This window comes from Streptomyces sp. NPDC056061 (genome assembly GCF_042266885.1).
In the GTDB taxonomy this organism is placed as follows: Bacteria; Actinomycetota; Actinomycetes; order Streptomycetales; family Streptomycetaceae; genus Streptomyces.
Genome location: NZ_JBHJWQ010000014.1, coordinates 167,428 through 184,660 on the forward strand (window position 1 = coordinate 167,428; position 17,233 = coordinate 184,660).

The 17,233-nt window shown below is 70.3% G+C and carries 15 protein-coding genes; 11 read left to right on the forward strand and 4 right to left on the reverse strand.

Features of this window, described 5'->3' with window-relative positions; genetic code table 11:
* Nucleotides 1-131: 131 nt before the first annotated feature.
* Nucleotides 132-1,730, forward strand: coding sequence for an ABC transporter substrate-binding protein (locus ACFC79_RS20970; protein ID WP_376242207.1), 1,599 nt, complete (start codon nucleotides 132-134; stop codon nucleotides 1,728-1,730).
* A 113-nt stretch (nucleotides 1,731-1,843) separates the two neighbouring features.
* Here the strand turns inward: ACFC79_RS20970 and ACFC79_RS20975 are convergent, their stop codons facing one another.
* Both ACFC79_RS20975 and ACFC79_RS20980 read right to left on the reverse strand, forming a co-directional pair.
* On the reverse strand, nucleotides 1,844-2,515 hold the full coding sequence (locus ACFC79_RS20975; protein WP_376242209.1) for a response regulator: 672 nt from the start codon (nucleotides 2,513-2,515) through the stop codon (nucleotides 1,844-1,846).
* A gap of 10 nt (nucleotides 2,516-2,525) precedes the next feature.
* On the reverse strand, nucleotides 2,526-3,371 hold the full coding sequence (locus ACFC79_RS20980) for a RecB family exonuclease (protein WP_376242264.1): 846 nt from the start codon (nucleotides 3,369-3,371) through the stop codon (nucleotides 2,526-2,528).
* Between the two features lie 171 nt (nucleotides 3,372-3,542).
* On the opposite strand from ACFC79_RS20980, the gene ACFC79_RS20985 reads away from it, so the two are divergent.
* The 3 genes from ACFC79_RS20985 to ACFC79_RS20995 all read left to right on the forward strand — a co-directional run bounded on the left by ACFC79_RS20985 (nucleotide 3,543) and on the right by ACFC79_RS20995 (nucleotide 6,605).
* Entirely contained in the window at nucleotides 3,543-4,793 is a 1,251-nt protein-coding gene (locus ACFC79_RS20985) for a site-2 protease family protein (protein ID WP_376242266.1), read from the forward strand.
* 79 nt (nucleotides 4,794-4,872) lie between these two features.
* Nucleotides 4,873-5,781, forward strand: a complete 909-nt coding sequence (locus ACFC79_RS20990; protein WP_335938559.1) for a tRNA (adenine-N1)-methyltransferase — start codon at nucleotides 4,873-4,875, stop codon at nucleotides 5,779-5,781.
* Nucleotides 5,782-6,023: 242 nt separating this feature from the next.
* Nucleotides 6,024-6,605, forward strand: coding sequence for a hypothetical protein (locus ACFC79_RS20995; protein WP_376242211.1), 582 nt, complete (start codon nucleotides 6,024-6,026; stop codon nucleotides 6,603-6,605).
* A gap of 127 nt (nucleotides 6,606-6,732) precedes the next feature.
* Here ACFC79_RS20995 and ACFC79_RS21000 read toward each other — a convergent pair whose 3' ends face one another.
* Nucleotides 6,733-7,044 (reverse strand): ferredoxin, encoded by a 312-nt coding sequence (locus ACFC79_RS21000; protein ID WP_376242213.1) that lies wholly within the window; start codon nucleotides 7,042-7,044, stop codon nucleotides 6,733-6,735.
* Between the two features lie 241 nt (nucleotides 7,045-7,285).
* On the opposite strand from ACFC79_RS21000, the gene arc reads away from it, so the two are divergent.
* The 5 genes from arc to prcA all read left to right on the forward strand — a co-directional run bounded on the left by arc (nucleotide 7,286) and on the right by prcA (nucleotide 13,256).
* Complete coding sequence (gene arc, locus ACFC79_RS21005) at nucleotides 7,286-9,052, forward strand: proteasome ATPase (protein ID WP_376242215.1); 1,767 nt, start codon at nucleotides 7,286-7,288, stop codon at nucleotides 9,050-9,052.
* A 303-nt stretch (nucleotides 9,053-9,355) separates the two neighbouring features.
* On the forward strand, nucleotides 9,356-10,867 hold the full coding sequence (gene dop, locus ACFC79_RS21010; RefSeq protein WP_376242217.1) for a depupylase/deamidase Dop: 1,512 nt from the start codon (nucleotides 9,356-9,358) through the stop codon (nucleotides 10,865-10,867).
* Nucleotides 10,868-10,986: 119 nt separating this feature from the next.
* A complete protein-coding gene (locus tag ACFC79_RS21015) occupies nucleotides 10,987-11,205 on the forward strand; it encodes a ubiquitin-like protein Pup (RefSeq protein WP_073787958.1) in 219 nt (72 codons plus the stop codon).
* 274 nt (nucleotides 11,206-11,479) lie between these two features.
* On the forward strand, nucleotides 11,480-12,325 hold the full coding sequence (prcB, locus tag ACFC79_RS21020) for a proteasome subunit beta (RefSeq protein WP_376242220.1): 846 nt from the start codon (nucleotides 11,480-11,482) through the stop codon (nucleotides 12,323-12,325).
* A gap of 58 nt (nucleotides 12,326-12,383) precedes the next feature.
* Nucleotides 12,384-13,256: a proteasome subunit alpha gene (gene prcA / locus ACFC79_RS21025; protein WP_376242221.1), complete on the forward strand. Its 873-nt coding sequence runs from the start codon at nucleotides 12,384-12,386 to the stop codon at nucleotides 13,254-13,256.
* Between the two features lie 46 nt (nucleotides 13,257-13,302).
* Here prcA and ACFC79_RS21030 read toward each other — a convergent pair whose 3' ends face one another.
* Nucleotides 13,303-14,343: a LacI family DNA-binding transcriptional regulator gene (locus tag ACFC79_RS21030; protein WP_376242223.1), complete on the reverse strand. Its 1,041-nt coding sequence runs from the start codon at nucleotides 14,341-14,343 to the stop codon at nucleotides 13,303-13,305.
* A gap of 134 nt (nucleotides 14,344-14,477) precedes the next feature.
* On the opposite strand from ACFC79_RS21030, the gene ACFC79_RS21035 reads away from it, so the two are divergent.
* Together ACFC79_RS21035 and pafA are read left to right on the forward strand one after the other, a co-directional pair.
* Nucleotides 14,478-15,737 (forward strand): MFS transporter, encoded by a 1,260-nt coding sequence (locus ACFC79_RS21035; RefSeq protein ID WP_376242225.1) that lies wholly within the window; start codon nucleotides 14,478-14,480, stop codon nucleotides 15,735-15,737.
* A gap of 9 nt (nucleotides 15,738-15,746) precedes the next feature.
* Entirely contained in the window at nucleotides 15,747-17,108 is a 1,362-nt protein-coding gene (gene pafA / locus ACFC79_RS21040) for a Pup--protein ligase (protein ID WP_376242227.1), read from the forward strand.
* Nucleotides 17,109-17,233: the final 125 nt, after the last annotated feature.

Sequence of the window (17,233 nt, forward strand, 5' to 3'; positions counted from 1 at the left end):
AGGTGGCGAAGGCGGCACGCCGTCCTGTTCCGCAACGGTCCGACGACGTGACCGGCGCCCGCGATCCGACATCGTGTGCGGCGCCCACTAGTGTCGCTCTCCCCACGTCCGGACGAGGGAGACCGATCGAGATGAACCGCAGGAACCTGGTGCTGCCGGCCGTCGCGGGGCTGCTCGTGCCCGTACTCGCCGGCTGCGGCGCGTCGGGCGACGGGGGCGGCGGGGCCGACGTCGTCGTCGGCGTCACGGACCGGTTCGTCGCCTCCGCGAGCAACCCCGCGCCGCTCGACCCGGCGATCGGCTACGAGGCGGGTGTGTGGAACGTGCTCCGCCAGACCCTGCAGACGCTGACGCGGGTGCCGCGCGGAGGCGGCGCGCCGGTGCCCGAGGCCGCGGAGAGCTGCGCCTTCTCGGACACGCAGAACGAGAGCTACCGCTGCAAGCTGCGCAGCGGACTGACCTTCGCGGACGGGCGCCCCCTCACCGCCGACGACGTGAAGTACTCCATCGACCGCGTCATCCGCATCGACGCCCGCAACGGCCCCGTCGCCCTGCTGGCCAACATCGACACGGTCGAGACACGGGACGAGCGCGAGATCGTCTTCCACCTCCGTACGCCGGACGCGACGTTCCCGTACAAACTCGCCACCCCGGTCGCCGGGATCGTGCCGTCGGACGCGTACCCGGCCGCAGCCGCCCGCACCGGGTTCCAGGTGGACGGTTCCGGCCCGTACACCATGAAGGCCGAGGTCGAGCACCAGCAGGTCGTCAAGGTCGTCTTCACCAGGAACCCCCGCTACAAGGGGGGCCTGACCATCCGGAACGACACGGTCGAACTCGACCTCTTCCCCGACTCGAAGGCGATGGGGAAGGCCCTCGACGACAAGAAGATCGACATGATGACCCGCACCATGTCGCCCGAGCAGTCACGACACCTGCTCCAACATCCGAAGAACGGCATCAGACTGACCGAGCTGCCCGGTCTCGCCATCCGCTACCTCGGCTTCGACACCGACGACCCGGTCGTGGGGAACAAGGCGGTCCGCCGCGCCATGGCCCAGGTCGTCGACCGCGGAGAGATCGCGAGCAAGGTGTACGGCACCACGACCGACCCGCTGTACTCGCTGATACCGTCCGGCGTCGCCACCCACACCAGCTCGTTCTACGACACCTACGGCGAACCCAGCACCGCCAAGGCCGCCGCGATCCTGCACGAGGCGGGCGTCCACACCCCTGTGAAGCTGACCCTGCACTACGCGACCGACCACTTCGGCACCGCCACCGCAGCCGAGTTCGACGTCCTCGCGAAGCAGTTCAACGACACCGGACTGTTCGACGTGAAGACCGAGGGCACGGCCTGGTCGGCGTACCGCCCCGCGCAGGTGCGCGGGGACTACCCCGTCTACGGATTCGGCTGGTTCCCCGACTTCCCGGACCCGGACAACTTCATCGCCCCGTTCCTGGACCGGAACAACTTCCTCAATTCCCCCTACACGTCGGACCTGGCGCAGAAGACGCTGATTCCGCAGTCCCGCCGCGAACCCGACCGCAGCGCCGCGGCGCCGACCTTCAAGCGGCTCCAGGACATCGTCGCCGCCGACGTCCCCGTCCTGCCCATCTGGCAGGGCAAGCAGTACGTCGCCTCCCGCGAGCGCCTCACCGGCGTCGAATGGGCGGTCAACTCCTCCGCCGACCTCCAACTGTGGGAGCTGGGCAAGGGCGCAGACTGAGCCGCACGGTGTCCGGCCCCCGGCCCGGCGCCGGACGCCCGGCGGGCGGCGGGCCGGGGCGAGCCCGCCCCGCGAGCCGACCGGGACCGCCCCGCGGCCGGCCCGGCCGCGCCTCACTGGGCGCCGGGACGCACCAGCCCGCTCTCGTACGCGTACACGGCCGCCTGCACCCGGTCGCGCAGACCGAGCTTGGTCAGCACATGACCCACGTGCGTCTTCACCGTCGTCTCGCTGACGAACAGGTCCGCGGCGATCTCCGCGTTCGACAGGCCGCGCGCCACCAGCTTCAGCACCTCGACCTCGCGGTCGGTCAGCGTGTTCAACGCGTCGGGCACCGGCTCCTCGCCGGACGGCAGGTGGTCCGCGTACTTGTCGAGCAGCCTGCGGGTGACGCTCGGGGCCAGCATCGCCTCGCCCGCCGCGACCACCCGGATCGCCTGCACCAGCTCATGGGCCGGGGCGTCCTTCAGCAGGAAGCCACTGGCACCCGCACGCAGCGCCTCCACCACGTACTCGTCGAGGTCGAAGGTGGTCAGCACCAGTACCTTCGCCGGGCCGTCCCGGCCCGGACCGGTGATCTGGCGCGTCGCCTCCACGCCGTCCATCCGCGGCATGCGGATGTCCATCAGCACCACATCGGGCTGCAGCGCCCGCACCTGGTCGAGAGCCTGGAGGCCGTCACCGGCCTCGCCCACCACCGCGAGATCGCCCTCCGCCTCCAGGATCATCCGGAAGCCGGTGCGCAGCAGCGGCTGGTCATCGACCAGCAGGACGCGGATTGCCACAAGGTCTCCTCTAAGGTCCTTCGACGGTCACGGGCCCGGCGGCCTCGCCGCGGGCCGGATCCATTCTGCCCTGGACACCCTGCTCGGACTCCGCCGGGCGTACCGACAACGGATAGACCGGGGGAGTCCCCCCGAACTCGGGACAGAACGACTGGTGATCGCACCAGCCGCAGAGCTTCGTCGGCCGGGGCCGCCACTCGCCCGTCTCCGTCGCGAGCCGGATCGCCTCCCACAACGCCAGCAGCTTCCGCTCGACCCGCTCCAGGTCCCCCGGCACCGGGTCGTAGGTGAGGACGTCACCGCTGCCGAGATACACCAGCTGGAGCCGACGCGGCACCACGCCCTTCAGGCGCAGGATCACCAGCGCGTAGAACTTCATCTGGAAGAGGGCGCCCTCCGCGTACTCCGGGCGCGGGGCCTTCCCCGTCTTGTAGTCGACGATCCGGACCTCGCCCGTCGGCGCCACGTCGATCCGGTCGATCACCCCGCGCAGCCGCAGCCCCGACTCCAGCTCCGTCTCGACGAACAACTCACGCTCGGCGGGCTCCAGGCGCGTCGGATCCTCCAGCGAGAACCACCGCTCCACCAGCCGCTCCGCCTCCGAGAGCCAGCGCGCCAGCCGCTCGCCCCCGGCATCCTCCGCGAACAGCTCCGACAGCTCCGGCCGCGACTCCAGCAGCCGGTCCCACTGGGCGGGGATCAGTGCCGTGGCCCGGCCCGCCGTGCGATCCGCCGCCGGGGCGTCGAAGAGCCGCTCCAGCACCGCATGCACCAGCGTGCCCCGGGTAGCCGCCTCACTGGGCTTCTCCGGCAGTTTGTCGATGACCCGGAAGCGGTACAGCAGAGGACACTGCATGAAATCGCCGGCCCGCGACGGAGAGAGGGACGAGGGCGGCTGAGCGGGCCGCGGCAGGGAGGTCATGCCGAAGACCCTACGGCCCGCCACCGACATCCGGCGGCTTACCATCGACCACACACCCCCGCACACGGAACGACCGTGCGGCAGGGCACCGACCGAAGGGACCTCGTGGACGACAGCGGCGACAGTGGGCGCCCGCAGCCCGGCGCGGGGGAACCGCCCCCCGGCACCGGCCCCGGCAAGGACGGACCGCGGCGCCCCGAAGAACCCGGCGGCGGCCTTCTCATGGGCCGTCCCTTCGGTGTGCCCGTGTACGTCGCGCCCAGTTGGTTCGTGGTCGCCGCCCTCATCACCTGGGTCTTCGGCGGCCAGCTCGAACGGGTGCTGCCCGAACTCGGCGCGGCCCGCTACCTGGTCTCCCTCTTCTTCGCGATCGCCTTCTACGCCTCCGTGCTCGTCCACGAACTCGCGCACACGATCGTGGCGCTGCGCTACCGGCTCCCGGTGCGCCGCATCCAGCTCCAGTTCTTCGGCGGCGTCTCCGAGATCGAGAAGGAGTCCGAGACGCCCGGCCGCGAATTCCTGCTCGCCTTCGTCGGCCCGCTGCTCTCCCTGGTGCTCGCCGGTGTCTTCTACGCCGGGATGAAGTTCGTCGAGCCCGGTACCGTGCCCGGCGTCCTCCTCGCCGGACTGATGATTTCCAACCTCCTGGTGGCCGCCTTCAACCTGCTGCCCGGACTGCCGCTGGACGGCGGCCGCATGCTCCGCGCCGTCGTCTGGAAGATCACCGGCCGGCCGATGAGCGGCACCGTCGCCGCCGCCTGGGTCGGCCGGGCCCTCGCCGTCGTCACCCTCATCGGCCTCCCGCTGCTCACCCACAGCGGCTCCTTCGGGAACGACCCGCGCGACCTCAGCGGCATGGAGACCGTCACCGACGCACTGCTCGCCGCCATCCTCGCCGCCATCATCTGGACCGGCGCCGGCAACAGCCTGCGCATGGCGCGGCTGCGCGAACACCTCCCCGAACTCAGCGCCCGCACCCTCACCCGTCGTGCCGTCCCGGTGGAGTCGGACACCCCGCTGTCCGAGGCCCTGCGCCGGGCCAACGCGGCGGGCGCCCGGGCCCTCGTCGTCGTCGACGGCCACGGCGAGCCGACGGGTGTCGTCCGCGAGACGGCCATCGTCTCCGTCCCCGAGCACCGCCGCCCCTGGGTCGCCGTGAGCGGCCTCGCCCAGGACCTCACCGAGGGCATGAAGGTGTCCGCCGAACTGACCGGCGAAGCACTGCTGGACCGGCTCCGGGAGAGCCCCGCCACCGAGTACCTCGTCCTGGAGGAGACCGGCGAGATCTACGGGGTGCTGTCCACGGCGGACGTCGAGCGGGCCTTCGTCGCCGCCCTGGCCAGGCCGGCCGCCTGACCGCGCGGACCGGCCGCCGGGCATCCGCCCGGACGGGCGGCCGGGCCGGGGCGGCCAGGATCACCGGTACGCTGGTCACATGTCTGAACCGACCGGTGCCGCCCGCCGACGCGGGCCCTTCAAGGTCGGGGACCAGGTCCAGCTCACCGATCCCAAGGGACGCCACTACACCTTCACGCTCGAAGCCGGAAAGAACTTCCACACCCACAAGGGTTCCTTCCCGCACGACGAGCTGATCGGTGCCCCCGAGGGCAGTGTTGTCCGAACCACGGGAAACGTCGCCTACCTCGCGCTGCGCCCCCTGCTCCCCGACTACGTCCTGTCCATGCCCCGCGGCGCCGCCGTGGTCTACCCCAAGGACGCGGGGCAGATCCTGGCCTTCGCCGACATCTTCCCCGGCGCCCGCGTCGTGGAGGCCGGCGTCGGCTCCGGATCGCTCTCCACCTTCCTGCTCCGCGCCATCGGCGACCAGGGCATGCTGCACTCCTACGAGCGCCGCGAGGACTTCGCCGAGATCGCCCGGCAGAACGTGGAACGCTACTTCGGCGAACCGCACCCCGCCTGGCAGCTGACCGTCGGCGACCTCCAGGACAACCTCTCGGACACCGACGTCGACCGGGTCGTCCTGGACATGCTCGCCCCCTGGGAGTGCCTGGAGGCCGTCTCCAAGGCGCTGGTGCCCGGCGGAATCCTCTGCGCGTACGTCGCGACCACCACCCAGCTCGCCCGGACCGTCGAATCCATCCGCGAGATCGGCTGCTTCGCCGAACCGCAGCCCTGGGAGTCGATGATCCGCAACTGGCACGTCGAGGGCCTGGCCGTCCGCCCGGACCATCGCATGATCGGGCACACCGGCTTCCTCGTCACCGCCCGCCGCCTCGCCGACGGAGTGGAGCCCCCGCTGCGCCGCCGCCGCCCCGCCAAGGGCGCCTACGGCGAGGACTACGACGGTCCCGGCAGCCGGAGCGGCTCCTCCTCGCGCGACTGACCACTGCCGAGAGGCGCGCGACAACAAACCGGCGCCGCCGTCGAGTTCCCGGACCGACCCGGGAACTCGGCGGCGGCGCCCTTTCGTTGCCCGGACGGACGGGCATCCGTGTCGACCCCGCCGTTCCCCCGACCGGTCCGGTGTGGCACGATGCTGGCCACTCCCACGCCACCGACGACGCCCCCACCGGCGACGGCGGCCCAGGCATCCTCGATCCACAGGAACCACAGGAGACATCCCGCGTGCAGCCCTCCGAGCTCCCGGACCTCGCGCACACCGACACCAGTCCGCTGCACTGGCTCGCCACCGCGGCGGCCATGGCGGCCGTCGTCGCCGCCGCGGGGCTGCTCCAGCCCGACCCCACGGCCTCCGCCCAGACCCATGACCGAGTCGCCGCGCAGCACGGCACGGCGCCCGCCCCCGCGCCCGATCCCGAGGGAGCGGCCTTCCCCCTGGACTGCGGGGGCCAGGAGTACACCGTCGTCAAGCGGGCGACCGGGGACCTGGACGGCGACGGCCGCCCCGAGACGGTCGCCGTGGTCCGCTGCGCCGCGGGGTCCGGCACCCCGCCCAGCGGGGTCTACGTCCTCACCCGCGGAAGCGGGGCCGCGCCCCGGGTCGTGGCGACCCTGGTGGACCCCGCCCAGCAGATGAGCATCGGCGACTTCACGGTGCGTGACGGAGCGGTCTCGGCCACGCTGTTCGGCTACTCGTCCGACGACGTGCCCCGCTGCTGCCCCGACCAGCAGGAGGACGTGACCTGGCGCTGGCGGGGCGGTGCCTTCGTCCGTACCACCGGGAAGGCCACGACGCAGTCCGCCTGAGGGATGACGGACGTCCGCGCCCGGCGAACCGCGCACTGCCTGCGGGGCCACCGGACGCCCGGCGCGGAACATGGTCGCCGGAACCCGCCCGCTCACCGTGCGTGACCGGGCGGGGCGGCCCGACCGGTCAGGCGGCCTCGGGGCCGTACACCTCGACGCTGTCCGAGACGCGACGCACATGAATGCACTCGCCGGGGCACTCCTTGGCCGAGTCGACCACGTCCTGGAGCAGCGGCAGCGGCACGGGCGTCGTGGCACCCCGGTCCTGGAGCAGTTCGTCCTCGCTGCTCTTCACGTACGCCAGGCCGTCGATGTCCAGCTCGAACACCTCGGGCGCGTACTGCACGCAGATGCCGTCGCCCGTGCAGAGGTCCTGGTCGATCCAGACCTCCAGGTCCTGCGCGTCGCCTCCGGTGGGCGCGTCCTGCTGCACGGTCATTTCTCCTGCCGTTTCCTGCGTATCCGAACCAAAAGGGGCCAGCCCCGACGGGTGTTGAACGGTTCGACGATACAACCGGCCGCTTTCCGATGTTGAAGGGTGGGTATTCCCCTGACACGAGGGGGAACGCAAGGGTGAAGATCGGACACGCCTCGCAGTCTTTGTGATCTAAGGGTTTCAATCATCACCCACCCAGGTAGGGTCAGGAAGCGTCCAGCTCCCCTTGGAGGAGGTGAGGACCGTGGCAGCCCACGACGACGACATCAACCGCGGCATCCGGCCCGGGCGGGGGTCCGAAGACCCAGCCGGCCAGGTCGCCTATCTTGAGCAGGAAATCGCCGTCCTGCGACGCAAGCTCGCCGACTCTCCGCGTCATACGAGGATTCTCGAAGAGCGGATCGTCGAGTTGCAGACCAACCTGGCGGGCGTGACCGCGCAGAACGAGCGGCTCGCCAACACGCTCCGTGAGGCCCGCGACCAGATTGTGGCCCTCAAGGAAGAAGTCGACCGGCTCGCGCAGCCGCCGGCCGGATTCGGTGTGTTTCTGCAGGGCAACGAGGACGGCACCTGCGACATTTTCACCGGAGGCCGAAAGCTCCGGGTGAATGTCAGCCCCAGCATCGAGCTCGACGGCCTCCGGCGCGGCCAGGAAGTCATGCTCAACGAAGCGCTCAACGTGGTCGACGCCATGGAATTCGAGCGGGCCGGGGACATCGTCACCCTCAAGGAAATCCTGGAGGACGGCGAGCGGGCCCTGGTCATCGGGCACACCGACGAGGAACGGGTGGTACGGCTCGCCGAGCCCCTGCTGGACATCACCATCCGCCCCGGCGACGCCCTGCTCCTCGAACCCAGGTCCGGCTACGTCTACGAAGTGGTCCCCAAGAGCGAGGTCGAGGAGCTGGTCCTCGAAGAGGTGCCGGACATCGACTACGACCGGATCGGCGGCCTGGGCGACCAGATCGAGCTCATCCGGGACGCGGTCGAGCTGCCCTACCTCCACCCCGACCTCTTCAAGGAACACGAACTGCGGCCCCCGAAGGGCATCCTGCTCTACGGCCCGCCCGGTTGCGGCAAGACGCTCATCGCCAAGGCCGTGGCCAACTCCCTTGCCAAGAAGGTCGCCGAGGTCACCGGCCAGCCCGCGGGCAAGAGCTACTTCCTCAACATCAAGGGGCCCGAGCTCCTCAACAAGTACGTCGGCGAGACGGAGCGGCACATCCGTCTGGTCTTCCAACGTGCCCGCGAGAAGGCGGGCGAGGGCACTCCCGTCATCGTCTTCTTCGACGAGATGGAGTCCCTCTTCCGCACCCGGGGATCGGGCGTCAGCTCGGACGTGGAGAACACCATCGTCCCCCAGTTGCTCGCCGAGATCGACGGCGTCGAGGGCCTGGAGAACGTCATCGTCATCGGCGCCTCCAACCGCGAGGACATGATCGACCCCGCGATCCTGCGGCCCGGCCGGCTCGACGTGAAGATCAAGATCGAGCGGCCCGACGCGGAGGCCGCGAAGGACATCTTCGCGAAGTACCTCACTCCTTCGCTGCCGCTGCACGCGGACGACGTCGCGGAGCACTCCGGTTCCAGGGAGGCCGCCGCGCACGCCATGATCCAGTCCGTCGTCGAGCGGATGTACACGGAGTCCGAGGAGAACCGCTTCCTCGAGGTCACCTACGCCAACGGCGACAAGGAAGTCCTCTACTTCAAGGACTTCAATTCCGGCGCGATGATCCAGAACATCGTCGACCGGGCCAAGAAGATGGCCATCAAGGCATTCCTCGACCAGGGTCAGAAGGGCCTGCGCGTCTCCCACCTCCTCCAGGCATGCGTGGACGAGTTCAAGGAGAACGAGGACCTGCCGAACACCACGAACCCGGACGACTGGGCCCGCATCTCCGGAAAGAAGGGCGAGCGGATCGTATTCATCCGCACTCTCGTCACCGGAAAGCAGGGCGCGGACACCGGCCGGTCCATCGACACGGTCGCGAATACCGGACAGTACCTCTAGGGCGTTTTCCGGGAATGTCGCCCGCCCGCCCGGGCGGACGGCACCGTTTTCGGAACACGTTCGCAAAAACGCCCCGGCCGCGGGTGCCCCGCCGGGCACCCGCGGCCGGGGCGTCTGTTCCGGACCGCACCGACGACACCGCAGCAATGACGTAATTGATCTCCCCACCAGCACGGAGTCGCTCTAGGCTCGTGCGTACCGCCCGGTCGCGCAGTGCGGGAACGGGCACCGCACAGGCACCGGACAAGCAGCGGTACTTGAGCGCCGCCCCTCAAGGGAGCGCCGCCGGGCAAGGAGGGCCGCATGACCGTACGGCGAGTAATGGGCATCGAGACGGAGTACGGGATTTCCGTTCCCGGCCACCCCAACGCCAATGCCATGCTCACCTCGTCCCAGATCGTCAACGCGTACGCGGCGGCGATGCACCGGGCGCGCCGCGCCCGCTGGGACTTCGAGGAGGAGAACCCCTTGCGGGACGCGCGAGGTTTCGACCTCGCCCGCGAGACCGCGGACTCCAGCCAGCTCACGGACGAGGACATCGGTCTCGCCAATGTCATCCTCACCAACGGGGCCCGCCTCTACGTCGACCACGCGCACCCCGAGTACAGCTCCCCGGAGGTCACCAATCCGAGGGACGCCGTCCTCTGGGACAAGGCGGGCGAGCGCATCATGGCCGAGGCCGCCGAGCGCGCCGCGCAGCTGCCGGGCGCCCAGCCGATCCACCTCTACAAGAACAACACCGACAACAAGGGCGCCTCGTACGGCACGCACGAGAACTACCTGATGAAGCGGGAGACCCCGTTCTCGGACATCGTGCGCCACCTGACCCCGTTCTTCGTCTCCCGCCAGGTGGTCACCGGAGCGGGACGTGTGGGAATCGGCCAGGACGGACACGAGCACGGCTTCCAGATCAGCCAGCGCGCGGACTACTTCGAGGTCGAGGTCGGCCTGGAGACCACCCTCAAGCGCCCCATCATCAACACCCGCGACGAACCGCACTCCGACGCGGAGAAGTACCGCCGGCTCCATGTGATCATCGGCGACGCCAACCTGTCGGAGATCTCGACCTACCTGAAGCTCGGCACCACCGCCCTGGTCCTGTCCATGATCGAGGACGGCTTCATCAACGTCGATCTCGCGGTCGACCAGCCGGTGCGCACCCTGCACCACGTCTCCCACGACCCGACGCTGAAGCAGCTGGTCACGCTGCGCAGCGGCCGCACCCTCACCGCCGTGCAGCTGCAGATGGAGTATTTCGAGCTGGGGCGCAAGTACGTCGAGGAGCGGTACGGCGCGGACGCCGACGAGCAGACCAAGGACGTGCTGAGCCGCTGGGAGGACACGCTCAACCGGCTGGAGAACGATCCGATGAGCCTGTCCGGGGAGCTCGACTGGGTGGCCAAGCGGGAGCTCATGGAGGGGTACCGCCGCCGCGACGGCCTGGACTGGGACGCCGCCCGGCTGCACCTGGTGGATCTGCAGTACGCCGACGTGCGGTCCGACAAGGGGCTGTACAACCGTCTGGCGGCCCGCGGGAAGATGAAGCGGCTGCTGGACGAGGGCGCGGTCGACAGGGCCCGCACGGGGCCTCCGGGGGACACCAGGGCGTATTTCCGTGGGCGCTGCCTGGAACAGTTCGCCGACGACGTGGCCGCGGCCTCCTGGGACTCGGTCATCTTCGATCTGCCGGGTCACGACTCGTTGCAGCGGGTGCCCACCCTGGAACCGCTCCGCGGCACTCGTGAGCACGTCAAGGAGCTCCTGGACCGCTGCCGCACCGCCGAGGAACTGGTCCAGGCGCTGTCGGGCGGCTGAAAGAACGACGATCGGGGAATCATCGGGATGACCCCGGGCGTCTGGACAAGTACCGGGCCGATGTCGGACCCCGTGGGTAGGGTCTGATCAAGTGCTTCGAACCGAGCGGGGTGAGCTAGATGGCGACCAAGGACACCGGCGGCGGACAGCAGAGGGCGACGCGCTCCACCGAGGAGGTCGAGGAGCAGGCGCAGGACGCACAGGCGTCCGACGACCTCAAGGAGCGCCAGGAGAAGCTGAGCGACGACGTCGACTCGGTTCTGGACGAGATCGACGACGTCCTGGAGGAGAACGCGGAGGACTTCGTGCGCTCCTTCGTGCAAAAGGGCGGACAGTAGTCCGGAAGGACGTCCGGAAGGATCCGGACGGCAGTTCACGGACGTGGACTCGGGGGAGTGGATCAGGATGCGCGCGGTACGGGCCGGCCGGCCCGTACCGCGCGGCCGCGAGCGGCATCGCAGGCCGTGCGGCCGCCCCTCACGGTTCATGTGGATCGCCGCTGCGGGACGGGTAGGGTCCGTGGCACAACGCATCGACTGCAATTCGGCCACCGGCACGTCGGGAGAGGTCCTGACGCCTTCCGCAGGCCGTCGCATACCTGGAGGGAAACGCGTGGAAGCCAACACTCGCAGCACCGGGCGTCTACCAGCTGCCTTCCTGACGCCGGGATCCTCTTCGTTCATGGAGTTCCTGTCCGACCACGCGCCCGGCATGCTCCCGGGCAACCGGAGCCTGCCGCCCGTGCAGGGGGCCATCGAGGCGCCGCACGGCACGACCATCGTCGCGGCGACGTTCCCCGGCGGTGTGGTCCTGGCCGGCGACCGGCGGGCGACGATGGGCAACATGATCGCCCAGCGCGACATCGAGAAGGTCTTCCCGGCCGACGAGTACTCGGCGGTGGGCATCGCCGGGACGGCCGGTCTGGCGGTGGAGATGGTCAAGCTCTTCCAGCTGGAGCTGGAGCACTTCGAGAAGGTCGAGGGCACCCAGCTCTCCCTGGAGGGCAAGGCCAACCGGCTCTCCACGATGATCCGCAGCAATCTTGCGATGGCCATGCAGGGCCTGGCCGTCGTGCCGCTCTTCGCGGGCTACGACATCGATCGCGGGAAGGGCCGGATCTTCTCGTACGACGTCACGGGCGGCCGCTCCGAGGACGTCGGGTACGCGGCCACCGGCTCCGGCTCGATCTTCGCCCGTGGATCGATGAAGAAGCTGTACCGCGACGACCTGACGGAGTCGCAGGCACTGACCCTGGTCGTCCAGGCGCTGTACGACGCCGCGGACGACGATTCGGCGACCGGCGGTCCCGACGTGGCCCGGCGCATCTACCCGATCGTCACCGTCATCACCGACGAGGGCTTCCGGAAGCTGTCCGACGCGGAATCCTCCGAGATTGCCCGCTCGGTCCTCGAACACCGGTTGGAGCAGCCCGACGGCCCGCGCGCCGCGCTGCTCTGACCGTCGTTCCGATGCTTCCCCCATGCTCTCGTCACTGACAGAAAGGGACGGATAACCGGTGTCGACGCCGTTCTATGTCTCACCCCAGCAGGCCATGGCCGACCGGGCGGAGTACGCCCGCAAGGGCATCGCCCGTGGACGCAGCCTGGTAGTGCTGCAGTACGCCGACGGCATTGTGTTCGTCGGCGAGAACCCGTCCCGCGCGCTGCACAAGTTCAGCGAGATCTACGACCGGATCGGTTTCGCCGCCGCCGGCAAGTACAACGAGTACGAGAACCTCCGTATCGGCGGGGTGCGTTACGCCGATCTGCGCGGATACACCTACGATCGCGACGACGTGACGGCCCGTGGGCTCGCCAACGTCTACGCGCAGACGCTGGGCACCATCTTCTCCAGCGCGGCCGAGAAGCCGTACGAGGTGGAGCTGGTGGTGGCCGAGGTCGGCACCGAGCCCGAGGGCGACCAGATCTACCGGCTGCCGCACGACGGCTCGATCGTCGACGAGCACGGCTCGGTCGCGGTCGGCGGGAACGCCGAGCAGATCAGCACCTTCCTCGACCAGCGGCACCGCGACGGGATGACGCTCGCCGAGGCGCTGAAGCTGGCCGTGCAGGCGCTGTCCCGCGACCCCAACGGCAGCGAGCGGGAGATTCCCGCCGAGCGGCTGGAGGTGGCGGTCCTGGACCGCACGCGGCCGCAGCAGCGGAAGTTCAAGCGGATCGTGGGCCGGCAGTTGGCGCGCCTGCTGGAGGCGGACGGCGGCTCCGCGCCGACCGACGCCCCCTCCGACACGGAGTCGGACGAGGGGACCGGGGCCGCCACGGGCCCGACGGACGTCACCAAGTCCGCCGACAAGCCGTCAGATTCCGCAGGTGCTGCGGGTCCGGGGGATTCCGGGGATTCCGCCGATTCCGGCGGGGACGTGGAGTAGTCCGGCAGGTGCCCCGGTCCGCCGTTCCCGGCGGGCCGGGGCACCGTCATGTCCGCGTGCCGTCGGCGGGCGGCGGTGCCGAGGACCCACGTGGCACCAGGCGTACGGGGAGGCTGCCGGGCTCGGCCGGGCGGCCGTCCAGCACGGCCAGCAGGGCGGCCATGCCGCGTTCCCCGACCTGTTCCGCCGGCAGCCGTACGGTGGTGAGCTCCGGTTCGACGGCCGTGGCCAGGGCCAGGTCGTCGAAGCCGGTCACGGACAGGTCGTCCGGGACCCGGAGGCCGAGCCTGCGAGCTGCCTTGCAGACACCCGCGGCGAGGATGTCGTCGTCGCACACGACCGCCGAGGCCCGGGGGCCGGGGCCGGTGAGCGCCCGGTGCGCCGCTTCCCGCCCGGCCTGCACGTCCAGCGCGGCCCGGACGGTCCGCACCGAGGCACCCGGCACGGCCCCCAGGGCGTCGTGCAGCGCCCGGGCGCGGACGTCGAACGTCCAGGAGTCGACCGCCGACGCCAGGTGGAGGAATCGGCGGTGGCCGAGCCCGAGCAGATGCTCCGCGACCTGCCGCATGCCGTCGGCGATGTCCAGGTTGACCCGGGCCGCGACCCCGGTGTCCGCCGGGTCGCTGTCGAGCATGACCAGCGGCAGCCCCGCCCCGCGCAGGGCGTCGAGCGCGCCCGCGGCCATGGAGGAGGCGATCACCCCGTCGAGGGAGGCGCGCGCCGAGGCGAAGGGGTCCCTGGCCGGACCGGTGCCCTCGGGGGACGGGTAGAGAACCACCCCGAAGCCGTGCTCGGCGGCGACGGCGGCGGCGCCGGTGTAGACCCGCGCGAAGTACTCGCTGGTGAGCGCCGGTACGACCAGCAGCGCCGTCCTGGTGCGGCCGAGGCGGAGATGGCGGGCGGCGAGATTGGGGCGGTAGCCGAGAGCGTCGGCGGCGTGCCGCACGCGGTCGGCGGTCGCCTCGGAGACCCTGCCGCGCCACTTGTCCCCGAGCACCAGCGAGACGGTGGCCTGCGAGACGCCCGCGGCCCGCCCGACGTCCCGGCTGGTGGGCCGCGACGGGTCGGGCTGCGCTGCGCTGGTCACTCGGGCCTCCGGGCCGGTCGGGGCAGGTGCCGTGCGGTGGACCTGCGGACTGCGCACATGGTACGTATGACGCTCGACGTTATACGTAAAACCTTCGTGCGCCGGAAGGCGCCGCAGGGCGAGGGGACGGGTACATGGCCGCCGGATATCTGGACATCCTCCGGGCGCGGCACGCCGCCAGGCTGCTGACGGGAACCCTGGTGGGCCGCCTGCCGAGCGGCACCGCGCACATCGCGATCGTGCTGTTCATCCGCGCCGAGGGCGGCAGCTACACGCTGGCCGGCGCGCTCGCGGCCGTGTACGGGCTGGCCACCGCGGTCGGGCAGCCGCTGCTGGGCCGGGCGGTGGACCTGTACGGCCAGCCGCGCGTCCAGCTGCCGGCCGCCGTGGTGTCGGCGCTCGGCATGGCCCTGCTGGCGCTGGCGGGCCCCGGGTCGCTGCCGGTGGCCTGCGCGGCGGTGATCGTGGCGGGTCTGTTCACGCCTCCCCTGGAGGGCGGCCTGCGCGCCCTGTGGCCGTCCGTGCTGGACGGCCAGGAGCGGGTGCACCGGGCCTACGCGATGGATGCCGTCGCCCAGGAGGTCATGTTCACCGTGGGGCCGCTGCTGGTGACGCTGCTCGTCTCCGTCTGGTCGCCCGCCGCGGCCCTGCTGGTCATCAACGCGGTGGGGGTGCTGGGGGCGCTCTCCGTCGTCCTGTCCGAACCCTCCCGGGCCTGGCGCTCCGAGCCCCGTGAGGCGCACTGGCTGGGTGCGCTGCGCTCGCCGGGGCTGCTGGCGCTGCTCGGCTCGTTCTTCTTCGTCGGCCTCGCCCTGGGGTCGATCACGGTCGCCGGGGTGGCGTACGCCGACGACCACGGCCGGGAATCGGTGTACGGCTGGCTGATGGCGGCCCTCGGCCTGGGCGCGCTGATCGGCGGCGCGGTGTACGGGGCCCGGCAGTGGGCCGGGGCGCCGGAGCGCCGCCTGCGGTTCATCGTGGCGTTCCTGGCCCTGGGCTACCTGCCGCTGATGCTGACGCCGGGCCTCGTCCCCATGACCGCCCTGGCCGCCTTGGCCGGGGTGTTCCTCGCGCCCGCGATCGCGTGCTCTTTCATCGTGGTCGACCGGCACGCGCCCGCGGGCACGGTGACCGAGGCGTTCTCCTGGCTGGTGACGACGTTCGGGGTTGGCGCGGCGGTGGGCACGGCCGCGGCCGGCCCCGCCGTCGAACTGGGCGGTACGAGGTGGAGTTTCGCCGTGACGGGGGCCAGTGGGGTGGCGGCACTGGTCGTTCTGCTGGCCACGAAAAAGGTCCTGGCAGTTCCCGGACGTACGGCCGTTGCCGCACGGGGTTCGGAAAATGATCGAAACGGTACTGTCGAACCCGGTTTCAGCTCGGGCCATCAGGCGTAATGTTCAGTCATGGACCGCCGCATTTTCGGGCTGGAGAACGAGTACGGCGTCACGTGCACGTTCAGGGGACAGCGCCGACTGTCACCTGACGAAGTGGCGCGCTACCTCTTCCGCCGTGTCGTGTCATGGGGCCGCAGCAGCAATGTCTTCCTGCGGAACGGCGCCCGCCTCTACCTCGACGTGGGATCGCATCCGGAATATGCAACCCCCGAATGCGACAACCTGACCGAACTGGTCACCCACGACAAGGCCGGCGAGCGCATTCTCGAAGGTCTGCTCGTCGATGCCGAACGCCGCCTGCACGAGGAGGGAATCGCGGGCGACGTCTACCTCTTCAAGAACAACACCGATTCGGCGGGAAACTCCTACGGATGCCACGAGAACTATCTCGTGGCCCGGCACGGAGAATTCTCCCGGCTCGCGGACATCCTCATTCCGTTCCTCGTCACGAGGCAGCTGATCTGCGGCGCGGGCAAGGTGCTGCAGACCCCGCGCGGAGCCGTCTACTGCGTCAGCCAGCGCGCCGAGCACATCTGGGAGGGCGTCAGTTCCGCCACCACCCGGTCCCGTCCGATCATCAACACGCGTGACGAACCGCACGCCGACGCGGAGCGGTACCGCCGACTCCACGTCATCGTCGGCGACTCCAACATGTCCGAGACGACGATGCTGCTCAAGGTCGGCGCGACCGACCTGGTGCTCCGCATGATCGAGGCGGGCACCGTCATGCGGGACCTGACGCTGGAGAACCCGATCCGGGCGATCCGTGAGGTCAGCCACGACACCACCGGGCAGCGCAAGGTGCGGCTGGCCAGTGGCCGCGAGGCATCGGCCCTCGAGGTGCAGCGCGAGTACTACGAGAAGGCCGCCGACTTCGTCGACCGCCGCGGCATCCGCACCGGAACGGTCGCGCGGGTCCTGGAGCTGTGGGGCCGCACGCTCGACGCGATCGAGAACGAGGACCTCGACCGGATCGAGACCGAGATCGACTGGGTGATGAAGTACAAGCTCATCGACCGGTACCGGGCCAAGCACAACATGAGCATGTCGCATCCGCGGGTCGCCCAGATAGACCTCGCCTACCACGACATCCACCGTCGTCGCGGTCTCTACTACCTGCTGGAGCGCAAGGGGCAGGCCGCCCGGGTCTGCAACGACCTGAAGATCTTCGAGGGCAAGTCGGTGCCCCCGCAGACCACCCGGGCGCGGCTGCGCGGCGACTTCATCCGCCGGGCCCAGGAGCAGCGCCGGGACTTCACCGTCGACTGGGTCCACCTGAAGCTCAACGACCAGGCGCAGCGCACGGTGCTGTGCAAGGACCCGTTCCGATCGGTGGACGACCGGGTCGAGAAGCTGATCGCGGGCATGTGAGGCCACACCGTCCACTCCTGGGGAGTGACGCGACGCGGGCCCCGTACGTTCCTCGTACGGGGCCCCGCGCACGTCCTAGAGTGTCGGGGACCCAACCAACTGTGCCGTCTGAGATCTGAGGAACC